We start from the raw sequence: 16,344 nt of genomic DNA, 5'->3' as shown, positions 1-16,344 counted from the left end.
CTCCCCGAAGCTTCGCTCGGTAGCGAAGCCTTCGAAGCCAAGTCTGGCGCATTTGCGAGGCGCGGGGAAGAGCACCCGCAGCGGCAGCGTTATCAGTCAAGGCGCACTCGGCCATGCGTCCCGCTTGCCTCCGCCGGGCCGCTCCTGTAAGAGAGCCGCCATGACCATGCGCGCCCGCTCCGTCGCTTCCTCTCGCACCGGCTTCGCCGGCGAGACCGCGCGCGCGCTCGCTTCGACCCTGCTTCTTCTCGGCCTTATCGGCGATCGCCGGGTTCGCTGAAGGAGCGCCCGGCGGTCGGTACCCGCCGCCTCAGGCGCATGCTCCTTGGCAAAATCATGATCAAGCGAATGAAATTCTGGTAGAGGCGACGCTCGCCATCAATCCGCCCAAGGCGAACGCGAGCCGCCCGGAGAAGAGACGATGAACGCACGAGAAGAAATCCGCGCCGGCGAGGCTGAAGCCGGGAAGCGCGCGGCCGGCCACATGCCGGATGCAGCACGCAAATACCAATCTTACCCGACGGTCGGCCTGACCGACCGCACCTGGCCGAACAAGGTGATCGACAAGGCGCCGATCTGGTGCTCGGTCGACCTGCGCGACGGCAACCAGGCGCTGATCGATCCGATGGGCCACGAACGTAAGGCGCGCATGTTCGCCATGCTGCTCGACATGGGCTTCAAGGAAATCGAGATCGGTTTCCCCTCGGCCTCGCAGACCGACTTCGACTTCGCCCGCTGGTGCATCGAGGAAGGCGGCGTGCCGCGCGATGTATCGCTCCAAGTGCTGGTGCAGTGCCGGCCCGAGCTGATCACGCGAACCTTCGAGGCGCTCAAAGGCGCGCACCGCCCGATCGTGCATTTCTACAATTCGACCAGCGAGCTGCAGCGCCGCGTCGTCTTCGAGAAGGACGTCGCCGGCATCAAGCGCATCGCCACCGACGCCGCCAAGATGATCACCGACATGGCGGCCAAGGCCGGCGGCGGCTACCGCTTCGAATATTCGCCCGAAAGCTTCACCGGCACCGAGCTCGAGGTCGCGCTGGAAATCTGCAACGCCGTCACCGAGATCGTGAAGCCGACGGCCGACAACAAGCTCATCATCAACCTGCCCTCGACGGTCGAGATGTCGACGCCCAACGTCTATGCCGACCGCATCGAGTGGATGTGCCGCAATCTCGACAACCGCGAGAACCTGATCGTCTCGCTGCACCCGCATAATGACCGCGGCACCGGCATCGCCACCACCGAGCTCGGCCTGATGGCTGGCGCCGACCGCGTCGAAGGCACGCTGTTCGGCAATGGCGAGCGCACCGGCAATGTCGACATCGTCACGCTGGCGCTCAACATGTTCACCCAGGGCGTCGACCCGGAGCTCGACTGCTCCGACATCAACCGGATGAAGGATGTCTACGAGTATTCGAACCAGCTGAAGATCCCGGAGCGCCACCCTTATGTCGGCGAACTGGTCTACACGGCTTTCTCCGGCTCGCACCAGGATGCCATCAACAAGGGCATGAAGGCGCTGAAGAAGGCCAACACGCCGATCTGGGAAGTGCCCTATCTGCCGATCGATCCGGCCGATGTCGGCCGTACCTACGAGGCGATCATCCGCATCAATTCGCAGTCGGGCAAGGGCGGCATCGCCTATGTGCTGCAGGCCGATTACGGCCTCAATTTGCCGCGCAATCTGCAAATCGAGTTCAGCCAGGCGATCCAGGCGATCACCGATGCGGAAGGCAAGGAAGTTCCGGCCAAGCGCATCCACGAACGCTTCCTCGAAACCTATGTCGACCAGCCCGGCGCGCGCCTGAAGTTCCTCGACCATCGCACCTTCCCTGACACCGAGGTGAAGGGCCGGCGTATCGTTGAGGCGGAGATCCTCGACAACGGCAAGGAAGTCACCATCACCGGCTCGGGCACCGGCCCAATCGACGGCTTTGTCGATGCGCTTTCGCGCCATGTCGGCATCGACATGTCGGTGCTCGACTATTCCGAGCATTCCTTGCAGCGCGGCTCCAACGCCTCGGCGATCTCCTATGTCGAGATGGAGTATCCGGGCGGCAAGCTGTTCGGCGCCGGCATCAACACCAACATCGTAGCCGCGTCGCTGGAGGCCGTTGTTTCGGCCGCCAACCGGATCATCGGCGGCTCGAGCAGATGATGCGAAACGATCAGGCTCGGCGGCAGGCTTGACCGGGTAGATCTGTTCAAGCGTGGCGCATTCCAATTGCGCCACGCTTCAGACACAGATGCGAAAGCTGCCATTCGTTAACCTGCGGGGGAATTTCCGGTGGCTTACGCGAAAGCATAATAGAAGCATCCTTGTGCGCCGGCGCGAGCGCTATATTATCGCGCCCTAACCTGTGCCGACTTCGAAAGGTTCGACACTTGGAGCATGCCCCGCCTGCCGCCCCCGCAGTGCGCGAGACATTGGAGCGACTGCTAGCCAGCGAAACGTTCGGACGATCCGAGCGTGCCCGCAGGCTATTACGTTATCTGGTCGAACGCGAGCAGGCCGGCGAGGCGGACAGGCTGAAAGGCGTTTCCATCGCCATGGACGTCTTCGGCAAGGACGGCGATTTCGATGCCTCCACCGATGCCGTGGTCAGGGTCCAGGCCGGCCGCCTGCGCGAGCTCCTCGAGCAGTACTTCGCCAACGAAGGTGTCGCCGAGCCCGTGCGCATCGCGATTCCGCGTGGCGGCTATGTCCCTTCCTATGAGCTGAATGCAATCCGTCTGCCTGGCGACGCCAGGTCCGCCTCTGGCGCCATCGCACGATCAGGCGCATCTGCCAACGCTGCTCCGGCCGCGGCCGAATATCTCCATGGCCCGACGCTCGGTGAGCCTGTAGCGCTCATGGCGCCCGCGGCACCTGCCCAGTCGCTCACGCGGCAGCTGCGGTTCTTCTGGGCTGCCATGGTCCTGGTCATTGTCATGCTCGGCGTGCTCATCGCGCGTCAAAGCAGTGCCTTCCTCAACGGCGGCGACACGACCGCGACAGTCGAAACGGCGCGCCTGGCTGGCACCGCCGCCCAGCCGGCATTCGACTCGCTGCCGCTGATCTACATTGCGATGAAGGCGGATGGAGCGGAAGCAGCTCGCGTCGCGTCATCGCTGCGCGCCGGGCTTGCCGGTTTCGACACCATCGATTTCATCGGGCGTGACCCGGATTCGACGCGCGATCGGTCCGCCGATCCAATCAGTTTCGTTTTCGAAATTGTCCCCGGGCCTGCTGCCGGCGACGTCACGGTGGAATTGCAGAGCGTCGCGACCGGCCGGGTTCTCCTGTCGCGCAACCTGACATCGGCCGAGAGCGCCTCCGGTGCGGTTGAAAGCAACATCGCCAGCCTTCTCACCTCGACCGTTCCCGCGTCGGGCGCGATCTACAGCTACATTGACCAGAGCGACATCCGGACCAGCCAGATCGGATGCCTGGTGCTCGACGACCGCTATTATCTCGACATGAGCGCCGCGACCCACGAGGCTGCGTATCGCTGCCTGGAGAAGCTGGTCAGCGAAGGCACCAAATCGTCGCTTGTCTACGCGGAACTGGCCTCGCTTCATACGGAAGCTGTCACCAACCACTACGCCTATCCCGCCGGCGCTTCGCTGGAAAAGGCCATGTCGCTTGCCCACCGCGCCGTTCAGATGGGGCCGATGAGCCCGCATGCGCATCTCGCCTTCGGCTACCTCAACTCGCGTCTCGGCAACACCGACGAAGCGATCCGGTGGATGCGAAAGGCCTACGAACTCAACCCGTACGATCTCGGCATGGCCGCCGGCTATGGTTACGGTCTGATCTTCGCCGGCAAATATGATGAGGGAACGCCAATCCTGGGCCACGCGGTCGAGGCCTTCAGCGGCCATCCCACCTGGTGGGACTATGGCCTGTTCATCGGAGCCTTCATGCAGGGCGATATGAGAAAGGCGGCGGTCACCAGCGAATCTTTACGCACGACCGCATCCAAGCCGCACTACCTGGCCGCGCGCCTGATCGGCGCCAGGATTTCAGGCCGCGACAAGCTGGCGGGCGAGCTTGCCAACAAGCTCACCGCCGAATTCCCGAAATTCGCCGCCGACCCGCGCGCGACATTCGTCGACCGCAAATACCCCGCCGATCTCACCGACCGGCTGGTGCAGTCCCTGCGGGCCGCCGGGATCGGCAACCCGAGCTAATCCACTCCGCGCCTGTGTTTAGGCCACACGATCGCCGGAGCGGAAGTATGATGCTGTGGTCCAGCAAGTATTAGGACATGCTTGCGCGTCGAACGCCTGACGGCGCCGCGGTCGCGAAAATTTTACTGGCCATGGGTCTGGATCGGGAGCAATTCAGCCACAATTTGAAATTGCTGCCTGTCTTCTTCACCGCTCCATTTTCATGCTTCCATTCCCTTATGCCGCCGTGGGCGGCGCTGGTCCGAAGACGATCGTCCTTCTGCACGGCTTCGGAGCCTGTAGTGAGATCTGGCGTGACGTCGCGACCTCGCTGGCGGCGGAGGCGAGAGTGCTGGCCTATGATCTGCCGGGCCATGGACAATCACTCGAATGCGAAGGCATGGGCGGCGCCAAGCCGGCCGCGCGGGCCATCCTGGCCGATCTTGCCGCGCGCCAGTTAGGCAAGGTCCACCTCGTCGGTCACTCCATGGGCGGCGCGATCGCGACACTGATGGCGCTTGCCGACCCCGGCAGGGTTGCCTCGCTCACTCTGTTGGCGCCCGGCGGCTTCGGCCCGGAGGTCAACGCAGCCTTGCTGCGCCGCTATGCCGCTGCGGCCGGCAGGAAGCAGGTCCGCGCCAGCCTTGCGGCCATGTCGGGTCCGCGCAGCGCGCCGCCCGACCACGTGGTGGATGCGTTGTGCCGGATGCGCACCCGGCCGGGCCAGTTGCAGACCCTGATCGATATGGCGGCCGCGATGACAAGGGATGACCGGCAAGGAGTGATCCCCCGCGCACAGATGGATACGCTTGACATGCCGGTGATGGTTGTCTGGGGAGCGGAGGATCCGCTGTTGCCGGTCGAGCAGGCCGAGGCGCTGCCGTCGCATTTCCACCTGCACCATGTTCTTGACGCGGGTCATATGCTGGTCGAGGAGGCTCCGGACCTGATTGCCGAAATCGTGCGTCGCAACACCCGCCGGCACGGCAGACGGTTGCGTCCGCCTCTGGGCGCGGCGGCGAGCTGATCGCTGATTGTCCTGCGGGATTGGCTCTTCCGGACCGACCTGGAAAAATATCCGTAACCCGCTTCCGCCGGACCGCAGCAGTCGCACGGCTCGTCGTCGGCAGTGCATTTTGCCCGCGATTGTGTTAACTCGCTGTTAACCAACAACGAGGCAGCCGCCATGAAGGATGCAGGCGACAAAATCACCCCGATCGAGCCGTCGCGGAAGCTCGCCGATGCGGTACGCGACATCAAGAACGCCTTTGCCGACCGCGACGATGTGATTGTGGAGATGCGCGACGCGCACCGCATGCGCCTCGATCTTCTGGCAACCGAGCTCGCCCCGGTCTTTGCCGATGTTCCGGCCGACATGGACAGCTTCGACTTCGCCGTCTCGTCCGGCCTGCAGCCGCGGCTATGGATCGACGCGGTGAGCCACGTCGCCATGGGACGCGACCGCCGCACCTATCGATTCCTCAAGGATACGCGCGTAGGCCGCGTGGTGCTGGCCGAATCGACCGAGCTGAAAGCCGTCGCCGATGCGGTGACGCGCTACGTAGCGGAACGTGTCGTCGAGCGGCAGCGCATGATGGAAGGGAGCATGGAGAGCGCCGTTCCGGGCCTGCATCGCCCCATGGTCAAGGAAGCGGAGCCGCCGATCCTATCCGAAACCCGCCGCGGCAATGGCTGGACGACGTTCTTCGCCGGCCTCGGCCTGATCGCCGCCGGCGCCCTTGTCGGCCTGGCGGTTTCGCTGGCGTTGTTCTGGGATCGCATCGTGCACATGAAGATCAGCTTCTGACGAGTTCACGGTCCTTCACGACCGGCACGTCGAGATCCATCGTTTGCAGATCCGAAGGCGGCAGCGCCGGCCCCGTCAGGCCGCGCCGGATCAGGCGGAGACGCCAGTCGCCTTTTTCGCCGTCGATTTCGAACAGATTGTACTGAGCGGCCGGATGCTTGCCGCCCGGTGCCTGGCCTGCGGCGGCAACCCCGACCACGGGCACCTTGGCGCCACGTGCGCCGATGGTGAACAAGGACGGCAGATGCGAATGGCCGTGCAGGACGAGTTCCGCGCCATGCCGGCGAATGACCTTGTGAAAGCGAGCGATGCCGAACAGCCGCTTATGCTGCGGTACGGCGCCGCGCACCGGCGGGTGATGGATCATGATGGCGCGGAACAGCCCTTGTTTCGCCGCATCGTCGAGGATCTTGCCGAGCCGCTCGGCCTGCCCCTCCATGAAGAAGCCGTTGGCCATGAAGGGCGCGGTGGCGCGCGCCGTGGTGACGCCGATCAGCGCGACATTGGCGCGCACGCGCAGATACGGAAAGGAATTGCGGTCGACCGGACTGTTGACGCCGTCGCCCGTCATCCAGGGAGCCCACGCCCGGCAGACCTTGTCGAAGGCGCCTGGCACATAGGCGTCGTGATTGCCGGGGACCACGGAGACGTCATGCGGCGATCCGAGCGTCTCCAGCCAATGCTTGGCCATCTCGATCTCGCCGTCGAGCGCCAGGTTGACGAGATCGCCGGTGACGGCGAGGTGATCGGGCGCGCCGGCCTTGATGTCGGCGACGATGGTGTCGATCACCGCGTCATGCATATGGCGGCGGCGATTGCGCTGCCAGTTGACATAGCCCAGCACGCGCTTGGACGCGAGGTCGCGATAGGTTACATCGGGCAGCGGTCCCAGATGAGCATCGGAAATATGCGCGAGCCTGAACATGGCCCCTTCTTAAGCGACGCCGGCAAGGCTTTCCACTCACCGTTTGCTGTTCGCCCAAGCAGGTTCCGCAAAAGTGTCCCACGGCTTTGCGGTCAGAACCTGCGAAAAACAAGGAAAGCCAAGCAGATGTTCGTGGGGCAACCCACGAACATCTGCTTGGGGATCGTTGGATGAATCGCCGAACCGATTCGGAAGAGGCATTCCGCCAGACCGGCTGGCCGGGGTTGCGGGCAAGGCTGTTCCATTTTTACTTCCTGTTGCGCCGCCCGATGACGCTTGGCGTGCGCGGGCTGGTCTATGACCGCGCCTCCAACTCCGTCTTCCTGATCCGCCACACCTATGTTCCCGGTTGGCAATTGCCGGGCGGCGGCGTCGAGGTCGGCGAAACTCTCGAGGAAGCGCTGGCGCGCGAACTGGCCGAGGAAGGCAATATCGCTCTGACCGCGCCGCCGGTGCTGAAATCGATGCATTTCAACCGCCGCCCCAGCAAGCGCGATCATGTCGGCCTTTATCTGATCGAAGCTTTCCGCCAGACGGCGCCGAAACTGCCCGACCATGAGATCGCCGAGGCGGCTTTCTTTCCGCTCGATCGTTTGCCGGAAAATACGACGCCGGCGACACTTCGACGGATCGCTGAAACTCTTGGAGCCGAATTACCATCCCACTACTGGTGACTTGATCGCGGCGATTTTTCTTGCGTTTGAAATTCAAGACTCTATCATTTCTGAAACGCGGGGAAATATGATGCTCATAGACAACATGGAAACGGTGAATATTTGGCGCTACGTTGGAATTTACATTACTATTACAATCGTATTGTATCTCGCATGGATCGCCTTTGTGTATATGGTTCCATCCATGGAGTCAGCCACGGCAACACCCGTTAATCTAGCCATAGTATTCGCATCCACCTCTTTCTCTTACTGGGCATTCATAAAACGACACGGAAGGCTTTTTGAGCGAAACGAGTACTGGAAAATAGTCATATTTTCGACAGTCGCATCGCTGCTGTTTTCAATGGTTTGCCTGCTGTTTTCAATGGCGGTAGGCATCGCGCCGGCGAGCTTGGAACAGTTCTCCGTCGGAGCCTGGGTAATGGTTCTGGCAATACTTGCGCTGTTTGGTTTTTGCATCAACGCCATCGGCTTCAACAAACGGTTCGGCAAAAGGTTTTTGAAGGCCAACCGCGGCAGACGGGCTCAACTCGATGCGGAGCCCTTTCAATAACCTGCTCGCGGTCGATGGATTTCAAGCCGCCTTCCTGAACCTGTTCCGGTCATGCGGCGCGGCATAATCAAGCTCAGGCCCTGCCGGAACGATTCCCGTCGGATTGATCGACCCGTGGCTGCCGTAATAATGCGCCTTGATGTGATGCAGGTTGACCGTGCCCGCGACGCCGGGCACCTGATAGAGATCGCGCAGATAGTTCGACAGGTTCGGATAGTCGGCGATGCGGCGCAAATTGCATTTGAAGTGGCCGACATAGACCGGATCGAAACGAACCAGCGTCGTGAACAGCCGCCAATCGGCCTCGGTGATGCGTTCGCCGGCCAGATAGCGCTGGTTCGAAAGCCGCTCCTCGATCGTATCGAGCGCCGAGAACAATTCGCCGAACGCGTCCTCATAGGCTTTCTGCGCGGTGGCGAAGCCGGCGCGATAGACGCCGTTGTTGATCGCCGGATAGACCAGCGCGTTGATCTTGTCGATCTCCGCCCGCAGCGCCGCCGGATAGAAGTCGAGACCGGCATCGCCCCATTCGTCGAAGGCGGAATTGAGCATGCGGATGATCTCGGAGGACTCGTTGTTGACGATGGTCTGCTGCCTTTTGTCCCACAGCACCGGCACCGTCACGCGGCCTGAATAGGCCGGATCGGCCTTGGCATAGATCTGGTGCAGAAAATCGAGACCGTAGAGCGTGTCGCCGGTGGCGCCGTCCTCGGCTTTGAAGGTCCAGCCGTTCTCGCCCATGAAATGATGCACCACGGAGACCGAAATGATGCCCTCGAGCTTCTTCAAGGCACGGAAGATCAGTGTGCGATGCGCCCATGGGCAGGCGAGCGAGACATAGAGGTGATAGCGGCCGGGTTCCGCCTTGAAGCCGCGTGCGCGCCCTTCGGCCGGCCTGCCATCGCGCGTAATCCAGTCGCGCCATTGCGACTCCGTCCGCACGAACCGCCCACCGCTGTCGGTGTTCGGCGCGCGATCCTGCCATTTGCCTTCGATCAGCAATCCCATGCGAAAAATCTCCCTTGCGGTTGGAGATTATCTAGGTTGATGACCGGGCCGGCGAAGCCCTCAGGCACTGAACAGTTCGTCAAATGACGAAACCGGTCGGAGACGGACAAGTTCGCCGTGCGAGGCAAAGAAAGCCGGAAAGCACCGATTGCAGTGGCGCAGAATTGGTGCTAGCGGAGGCGCCCATGTTCGACTTTGCCTCGATCCGGTTCGACCGACGACGAAAGGGCGCCCGCGCTTAAGTAGCGCTGACTGGCGAACGCTGCCGCTTGCAGCAAACCTTCCTCGTATACCGGAACGCAAAGACCATGAGCCTTGCCGACGTGAAATACCTGCCGGAAACCCCGGCGCATGACCCTGAAATCGAAGCCATCAACGACGAGGCCTTCGGCCCGGGTCGTTTCGTGCTTGCCGCCTACAAGATCCGCGAGGCCGGCGGACATGACCGCTCGATGTCCTTCGTCGCCGTCAAGGACGGCACGGTCATCGCTTCCGTGCGCATGACGCGCGTGGCCGCTGGCGCCGGTCGCGCCATGATGCTCGGCCCGCTTGCGGTGCGCCCCGCCTACAAGAATCTCGGCATCGGCCGCAAGCTGGTGGCGATCGCGCTGGAGGCGGCCAGGAAAGCCGGCGCGCCGGCCGTGATCCTGGTCGGCGACGAGCCATATTATGGGCCGCTGGGCTTCAAGCGCTTTCCGCGCGGGCAGATCACCATGCCGCGCCCGGTCGATCTCGACCGCCTGCTGCATCACGAAATCAAGCCCGGGGCCGTCGCTCGCTTTGCCGGCGATGTCTGTCACGCCAATACGGCGAGGGTTGCCGAACTTGCGCCGGCCTTGGCGCGGTCGGCTGCCACGGCGCAGTCGTCGATCGATCCGGCTATGGCGGTTGCGCCTCCCTTGCGCGCCTCGTAGCATAATTCGAAATCCTGGGAGGCTTGCATGAACCCGAACGGCCAGATCGCGATCGTCACCGGCGGCGGATCGGGCCTTGGCGAGGCGACGGCGCGCGCGTTGGCGGCCAAGGGCGCCCGTGTCGCCATCCTCGACGTGGGCATCGAGCGCGCGGCGAAAGTCGCGGCCGACATCGGCGGCATTGCCGTCCAATGCGATGTCGGCGGCGGCGACGGCGCTGCCGCCGCGATCGCCGAAGTGGCTGAAAAGCTTGGGCCGCCGCGCATCCTGGTCAATTGCGCCGGCATAGCCATCGGCGTGAAGACGATCGGCAAGGACGGACCGCATCCGCTCGACCAGTACCGCAAGGTGATCGAGATCAACCTGATCGGCACCTTCAACATGATCCGCCTCGTCGCCGACCGGGCGGCGAAACTCGATCCGCTCGCCGGCGGCGAGCGCGGCGTCATCGTCAACACCGCCTCCGTCGCCGCCTATGACGGCCAGATCGGCCAGGCCGCCTACGCGGCTTCCAAGGGCGGCGTCGTCGGCATGACGCTGCCTGTGGCGCGCGATCTCGCCCGCTCCGGCATTCGCGTCTGCACCATCGCGCCCGGTATCTTCAAGACGCCGATGATGGCAGGCATGCCGCAGGAAGTGCAGGATTCGCTCGGCGCTTCCGTGCCCTTCCCGCCGCGGCTCGGCGAGCCGTCGGAATATGCAGCGCTTGCCCTCCACATCGTCGAGAACCAGATGCTGAACGGCGAGACCATCCGCCTCGACGGCGCCATCCGCATGGCGCCGAAATAAGCGAGGATGAATGGCTCGCCGACAGGCGCCGGTGCTGCCGCCGGAAAGACCGGCCCGCTCGCTGGCCTCAAAGTGATCGAGATGGCTGGGCTCGGTCCGGTGCCGCTTGCCGCCCTGATGCTGTCCGAGATGGGCGCCGAGGTGCTGCGCATCGAACGTGCCGACGCTGGCCAGCCGCTCCTGAGCCTACCGCAAGAATACGATCTCGACCGCCACGGCCGTTCCATCCTCAAGCTCGACCTCAAACGCCCGGCGGGCGCGGAACTGGTGCTGCGCCTTGCGGCACAGGCCGACTTGCTCGTCGAAGGCTTCCGCCCCGGCGTGATGGAGCGGCTCGGGCTGGGACCGGATGTCGTTCTCCAGCGCAATCCGGCGCTGATCTATGGTCGCCTGACCGGCTTCGGCCAGGACGGGCCGCTGTCCGGGCGAGCCGGGCACGACATCACCTATCTCGCCTATGCGGGCCTCCTGCACGCGGTCGGCAGGCAGGACGCGCCGCCGGTGCCGCCGCTCAACCTCGTCGCGGATCAAGGCGGCGGCGCCATGATGCTGATCGCGGGCGTGCTCGCCGCTCTCTTCCAGCGCTCACGCAGCGGAAAGGGCCAGGTGGTCGATGCCTCGATGATCGAGGGAGCCTCGATGCTCGCCGCACCCATTCACGCCTATATGGCGGCGGGTCTGTGGAGCGACAGGCGCGGCGAGAACCTGCTCGATTCCGGGGCGCCTTTCTACGATACCTATGAGACGGCGGACGCAAGGCACGTTGCCGTCGGCTGTCTCGAACCGCGCTTCTTCGACGAATTCGCCAGGCTGCTGCCGCTCGACGGGCATTTTGTCGGCAGCCAGTACGACAAGTCGTCATGGCCCGCGATGCGCGCCGCCATTGCCGGCCGGATCGAGGCAAAGACGCGCGACGAATGGGCCGAGCTTTTCGCCGCGACGGACGCCTGCGTGGCGCCCGTCCTGTCCCTGGTCGAAGCCAGGAACCATCCGCACAATCGCGCCAGGCAAAGCTTCGTGAAGTCCGGCGAACTCGATCGCCCGGCGCCGGCGCCGCGTTTCTCGCAAGGCGCACAAGCGCTTGCCGCAGCTCCGGCCGTCGCCGATCGCGAGCCCTCAGGCATATTGACCCGTTTCGGCTTGAGCGACGAGGAGATCGGGGCGCTTGCAAAGGCGGGTGTATTCGGTCGATAACCGGAGAACGAAAATCAGCTTATCTCGGGTGCGCTTGTGACCGAACCGAAGAAGGACGTCATCCGCGAGACCGACGCAGAGGCGATCAGGCTGGCGAAAACCCTGATCCGCGCTGCGCGTTTCGGCGCGCTCGCGGCGATCGAGCCTGGCACCGGCGCGCCGCTGGCAAGCAGGGTTGGCGTCGCCACCGACATCGACGGCGCGCCGCTGATCCTGATCTCGATGCTGTCCGCGCATACCGGTGCGTTGCTCGCCGATCCGCGCTGTTCGCTGCTGCTTGGCGAACCCGGCAAGGGCGATCCGCTGGCGCATCCGCGCATCAGCCTGGCATGCCGGGCCCTGCGGCTGGAGCGGGGATCGACCGATCAGATCCGCGCCGAGCGGCGCTACCTCAACCGCAACCCGAAGGCGAGGCTCTATGCCGGGCTCGGCGACTTCTCGTTCTTCCGGCTCGAGCTCGAGCGCGCCAGCCTGAACGGCGGCTTCGGCAAGGCCTTTCTTCTCGACCGCGATGATCTCATCACCGGCGGCACGCTTGTCGAGGAGTTCGCCGGCAGCGAACAGGCGGCACTCGATCACATGAATGCCGACCATCGCGACGCGCTTGCCCTTTATGCCCGTCATTTCGGCCGCGCCGAAGGCGACGGCTGGATCGCCACCGGTTTCGATCCCGATGGCATGGATCTCGCCGCCGCCGATGCGACCTGCAGGATTTTCTTTCCCCGGTCTCTGCAAAGCGCGCGCGAATTGCGTTCGGCGCTTGTCGAGATGGCAAAGGCGGGACGCGCCGCGGAGCAAGAGCGATAGTTGATCGCGCTGCGGCGAAAGCAACGCTTGAGATTTGGACGAAATGATCTACCCTTGTAGTGACGCTGATTCAGCAGCGCCCATCGACATCTGAACATCGCGGAATCAGGCACCATTGCCCCCTGGCGCCTGGATGAGCCAAGACCCTTGGGGGATCTATGATCTCAAATAAGCTAATCGCCAATGCGGAATCGGCGGCCGCCTTTCTCACCCTCATGGGCAACGAAAAGCGCTTGCTGATCGTGGCCCATCTGATCGACGATGAAATGTCGGTCGGCGCCATCGCCGAGAAGGTGCAACTCAGCCAATCCGCGCTGTCGCAGCATCTCGCCAAGCTGAGGGCGCTCGATCTCGTCGAAACCCGGCGCGACCGCCAGATGATTTACTATTCCTGCAAATCCGAGGCGGTGCGCGAATTGCTGCGCATGCTGGAAGGCATTTTCGGCGACGGCGACCTCTCCCAGATGGCCTATCGGCTGCGCCGCGCCGGGGCTTGACCCGCGCCATCCAAAGCCTCTTACCTCGCTGGCATTTTTTGCCGGCGAGATTTGCATGAACCTCATCCCCATCGACGATCCCCAGGATCCGCGCGTCGCCGCCTATCTCGATATCCGCGAGCGCGATCTCGCCGGCCGGCATGGCCGCTTCATCGCCGAAGGCAAGGTGGTGCTGGACCTCTTGTTGTCGAGCGGGCGCTTCGCCGCCGAATCGGCCCTCATCCTCGAAAACAGGCTGGCGGGCGTGCAGGAGATCTTGCGCAAGGCGCGTCCCGAGTTTCCGGTCTATGTCGCCGCGGGTGAGGTCATGGACCGGATCACCGGTTTCCACATGCATCGCGGCATCCTGGCGATCGGCATGCGTGGCGATCCGGCGCCCGCCGAGATTCTGGTGGAGACCTTGCCCCGGCGCGCATTGGCCGTCGTCCTGGTCGGCATATCCAATCACGACAATATGGGGGCGATCTTCCGCAATGCGGCCGCCTTCGGCGCGGGCGCGGTGCTGCTCGACCGGACGTGCTGCGATCCGCTCTACCGCAAGGCAATCCGTGTTTCGGTCGGCGCGGCGCTGAAGGTTCCCTTCGCCACCTTCGGCGATACCGGAACCTTCACCGCGACGCTCGATCGGCTCGGCTTCAGCCAGTTCGCGCTCTCGCCACGCGGAAACATCGACATCCGCGCCGCGGAGCGCTCGGCGCGTCTGGCGCTCTATCTCGGCACCGAAGGCGAAGGCCTGCCCCGGGATCTGCTTGCCCGGCTGCAAACGGTGAGGATCGCAATGGCGGAAGGCTTCGACAGCCTGAACGTCGCCGCCGCATCGGCAATAGCCCTGCATCGCTTTTCGAAAGCCGGCGACGCATAGGCTGAATAACGGCGGTCGTGTCGTTCAGTTGGCCGAGCCGGCCTTCTGCAAAGCCCTCACCCGGTCGGCCAGGCTGACGCCGCGCCCATTTTGCTGCCCTTCGCCCGCCAGGGCCTTGGCGATAGGCGAGTCCGGCCCGTCCAGCTTCATCGTCAGATTGACCACCTCGGCGGCCAGCTCGTTCATTTGTTCGCGAAGGCCGGCGCCGGAGCGCGCGTCGCCCGCCGCTTCGGGCATTGCCGTCCCGGAGGCTGCAAGATCGGTTTTCAGCCGCTTGTTCTCGCGCGCCAGCGCCGTCAGCCTTGCCTCCAGCCGTTCCCGGTCGCCCTCGAGCCTGGCGATCGCCTTGTCGACATTGTCGCCTTTCGTATCCGTGCCGGCAGCCAGCTGCGCGACGCCGTTCGCGGCGCTCTCCTTCGAACGTTCGCGCATTCGAGCGAGATCCTTCTCGCGCCGGTCGAGCTTTTCCTCGCGGTCGGCAAGCGTGGCAAGCAGCCGCTCGACCTTCTTGTCGAGCTCGGCCGTTTTCTTCTTCTCCGCCTTCAACGCTGCGCGCGCGGCGTTGCTTTCCAACGCGATCTCCTGGTTGCGCCGGTCCGCCTCCTTGCGCTGGCCCTTGAGCAACGCAATGTCGCTGGCGAGCTTTTCCAGCTCCGATTCGCGGGCAACCAGTTCGATCTGGCGGTTCGAGGACGAGAAGCTGGCGTCGTCATACATCTGCTCGAGCTTCTGCAACTCCAGCGCGCGTTTTTCCAGCGCCCGCTCCGTCTGTACGTGCTTTTCCGACAGCCGGTGCAGATCCTCCTCGCGCTGCCTGAGCTCCGCATTCTTTGCCTGTAGATCGGAGAGCGCCTGGTTCTTGTCCTTCTTTTCGACCGCCAGTCCCTTCAGGGCCTCGCGCCCGCGACCGATCTCCACCAGTTGTTCGGCCGCCTTCTCCTGAAGGTTCTTGACGGTTATCTCCAGCCGGCGCGTCGTCATGGCATATTCCGCCCGGACCCGGTCCTTGTCCGCCTGGATTTCGGCTGGCGTCAGCGGCAGCGAAGCCTCGAGGCGCCTGCGCGTCAGGACGACGGCCCGCCGCCAGACCGCCGGCGCGACCAGCGACACCAGAAAAACGGCGCAAAGGAAACCGAGTACGAAGAACAGAACCGACTGGACCAAGGCGTGCTATCCACTTTACGGAGCGGCAATCGCTGGATTGTGCCACCTTGGCATGGCGGAAATTCAACGCCGCGGCAAGAGTTTGCCGCAGCGCGATCAGCACTGTCCGAGCGATTGTAGCGAGCGCAATCCGATCAGAACGGGTTCCAGGTCGGCCTTTCGGTGAGCTTCAGATAGCCGAGATTGACCCCGAGACGGGCACCTACGCCGGTACGGATCGGCACAATCAGCACCCGGTTGCTCTGCAATACGTTGAAACCGACGCCCGCAATGACATAGGCGGAGCCGGCAACGCCGCCGAAGCGGTTATAGAGGCTGCTGATGTCGTCGAGGTTGTAGACCAGCATCATCACCCGCGATCCCTCGCCGCCGAAATCCCAGCCGAGCGACGGACCTTGCCAGAACACCTTATGGTCGCCGGCGTTCTTGGTGTAGAGCGTCCCCTCGCCATAGGTCAGGCCGCCGATCAGGGCGCCGGATCCTTCCTCGCCCAGCAGGTAGCCGTTGGGCAGGCCGTAGGAGGCAAAGATCTTCTCGACGACGGTGGCCAGGCCGCCGGACGTCTCGCCGAAGAATTTATGACCGGAATCGACGATCTCCTGAGCGGTGTACTGTTGGGCCCGTGACGCAGCGGTCGAAAGGACAAGAGCCCCCAGGAGCGTGATGGTCATGGCGAGGACACGGACGAACGTCCGGTCGTAGTATCGGGAAAACATGCTTCCAATCTCCGTCAGGGAGCACTTTCGCCGACGCCTCGCACCCCTGCGGCTCTTGCCGGCCGTTCGGGGTGGCTATCACGGGCAAACTATGCCGTAATCCTTTTTCAACCATTAAGCTCCCACACGAAGATGGCGGTTCGAAGGCTGCGCTTGTGCTCCGGCGGCGGGTTTCCCCCGCGAACACACCATTTTCGCCGTCGGCAATTTTGGATTTGTTGATGCGCGCTCAGGCCCTGTGTATTCAGAAAGTCTTGGAAAAGAGCGTGATTCGTGTGG

Annotated in this window: 16 protein-coding genes; 12 read left to right on the top strand and 4 right to left on the bottom strand. The window is 63.7% G+C overall.

Going from position 1 to position 16,344, the window contains the following annotated elements:
• The first annotated feature begins 421 nt into the window (after positions 1-421).
• The 4 genes from leuA to FJ414_RS17925 all read left to right on the top strand — a co-directional run bounded on the left by leuA (position 422) and on the right by FJ414_RS17925 (position 5,962).
• Positions 422-2,161 carry a 2-isopropylmalate synthase gene (gene leuA, locus FJ414_RS17940; protein ID WP_140645690.1) on the top strand — a complete coding sequence of 580 codons (1,740 nt, stop codon included), beginning with the start codon at positions 422-424 and terminating at the stop codon, positions 2,159-2,161.
• A 227-nt stretch (positions 2,162-2,388) separates the two neighbouring features.
• Complete coding sequence (locus FJ414_RS17935; RefSeq protein ID WP_140645774.1) at positions 2,389-4,176, top strand: tetratricopeptide repeat protein; 1,788 nt, start codon at positions 2,389-2,391, stop codon at positions 4,174-4,176.
• A 202-nt stretch (positions 4,177-4,378) separates the two neighbouring features.
• Positions 4,379-5,182 carry an alpha/beta fold hydrolase gene (locus FJ414_RS17930; RefSeq protein WP_140645689.1) on the top strand — a complete coding sequence of 268 codons (804 nt, stop codon included), beginning with the start codon at positions 4,379-4,381 and terminating at the stop codon, positions 5,180-5,182.
• 159 nt (positions 5,183-5,341) lie between these two features.
• On the top strand, positions 5,342-5,962 hold the full coding sequence (locus tag FJ414_RS17925) for a hypothetical protein (protein ID WP_140645688.1): 621 nt from the start codon (positions 5,342-5,344) through the stop codon (positions 5,960-5,962).
• Here FJ414_RS17925 and FJ414_RS17920 read toward each other — a convergent pair.
• On the bottom strand, positions 5,952-6,887 hold the full coding sequence (locus FJ414_RS17920; protein ID WP_140645687.1) for a metallophosphoesterase: 936 nt from the start codon (positions 6,885-6,887) through the stop codon (positions 5,952-5,954). The genes FJ414_RS17925 and FJ414_RS17920 overlap by 11 nt on opposite strands.
• Before the next feature lie 170 nt (positions 6,888-7,057).
• On the opposite strand from FJ414_RS17920, the gene FJ414_RS17915 reads away from it, so the two are divergent.
• Entirely contained in the window at positions 7,058-7,561 is a 504-nt protein-coding gene (locus FJ414_RS17915; RefSeq protein WP_140645686.1) for an NUDIX domain-containing protein, read from the top strand.
• Complete coding sequence (locus FJ414_RS17910) at positions 7,530-8,114, top strand: ABZJ_00895 family protein (RefSeq protein ID WP_140645685.1); 585 nt, start codon at positions 7,530-7,532, stop codon at positions 8,112-8,114. Before FJ414_RS17915 ends, FJ414_RS17910 begins: the two co-directional genes overlap by 32 nt.
• Positions 8,115-8,135: 21 nt before the next feature.
• Here the strand turns inward: FJ414_RS17910 and FJ414_RS17905 are convergent, their stop codons facing one another.
• The gene (locus FJ414_RS17905) at positions 8,136-9,122 is read right to left on the bottom strand and encodes a glutathione S-transferase family protein (protein WP_140645684.1); all 987 of its coding nucleotides are present in this window, start codon (positions 9,120-9,122) and stop codon (positions 8,136-8,138) included.
• A 308-nt stretch (positions 9,123-9,430) separates the two neighbouring features.
• Here FJ414_RS17905 and FJ414_RS17900 point away from each other — a divergent pair, with 308 nt between their 5' ends.
• The 6 genes from FJ414_RS17900 to FJ414_RS17875 all read left to right on the top strand — a co-directional run bounded on the left by FJ414_RS17900 (position 9,431) and on the right by FJ414_RS17875 (position 14,185).
• Positions 9,431-10,036, top strand: coding sequence for an N-acetyltransferase (locus FJ414_RS17900; RefSeq protein ID WP_140645683.1), 606 nt, complete (start codon positions 9,431-9,433; stop codon positions 10,034-10,036).
• 27 nt (positions 10,037-10,063) lie between these two features.
• Positions 10,064-10,825 carry a 3-hydroxyacyl-CoA dehydrogenase gene (locus FJ414_RS17895; RefSeq protein WP_140645682.1) on the top strand — a complete coding sequence of 254 codons (762 nt, stop codon included), beginning with the start codon at positions 10,064-10,066 and terminating at the stop codon, positions 10,823-10,825.
• A 6-nt stretch (positions 10,826-10,831) separates the two neighbouring features.
• Entirely contained in the window at positions 10,832-12,019 is a 1,188-nt protein-coding gene (locus FJ414_RS17890) for a CaiB/BaiF CoA-transferase family protein (protein ID WP_140645681.1), read from the top strand.
• Between the two features lie 36 nt (positions 12,020-12,055).
• Positions 12,056-12,826 carry a HugZ family protein gene (locus FJ414_RS17885; RefSeq protein WP_140645680.1) on the top strand — a complete coding sequence of 257 codons (771 nt, stop codon included), beginning with the start codon at positions 12,056-12,058 and terminating at the stop codon, positions 12,824-12,826.
• Between the two features lie 158 nt (positions 12,827-12,984).
• Positions 12,985-13,323, top strand: a complete 339-nt coding sequence (locus FJ414_RS17880) for a metalloregulator ArsR/SmtB family transcription factor (RefSeq protein WP_140645679.1) — start codon at positions 12,985-12,987, stop codon at positions 13,321-13,323.
• Positions 13,324-13,378: 55 nt separating this feature from the next.
• Positions 13,379-14,185 carry an RNA methyltransferase gene (locus FJ414_RS17875; RefSeq protein ID WP_140645678.1) on the top strand — a complete coding sequence of 269 codons (807 nt, stop codon included), beginning with the start codon at positions 13,379-13,381 and terminating at the stop codon, positions 14,183-14,185.
• A gap of 24 nt (positions 14,186-14,209) precedes the next feature.
• Here the strand turns inward: FJ414_RS17875 and FJ414_RS17870 are convergent, their stop codons facing one another.
• Entirely contained in the window at positions 14,210-15,349 is a 1,140-nt protein-coding gene (locus FJ414_RS17870) for a hypothetical protein (RefSeq protein WP_140645677.1), read from the bottom strand.
• A gap of 134 nt (positions 15,350-15,483) precedes the next feature.
• Positions 15,484-16,020: an EipA family protein gene (locus FJ414_RS17865; RefSeq protein ID WP_226892233.1), complete on the bottom strand. Its 537-nt coding sequence runs from the start codon at positions 16,018-16,020 to the stop codon at positions 15,484-15,486.
• Positions 16,021-16,344 lie beyond the last annotated feature (324 nt).

It is taken from the genome of Mesorhizobium sp. B3-1-6 (assembly GCF_006439555.1).
GTDB lineage: Bacteria > Pseudomonadota > Alphaproteobacteria > Rhizobiales > Rhizobiaceae > Mesorhizobium.
Note: the sequence above shows the minus strand (reverse complement) of the source record. Positions and strands in the feature narration are given on the sequence as shown.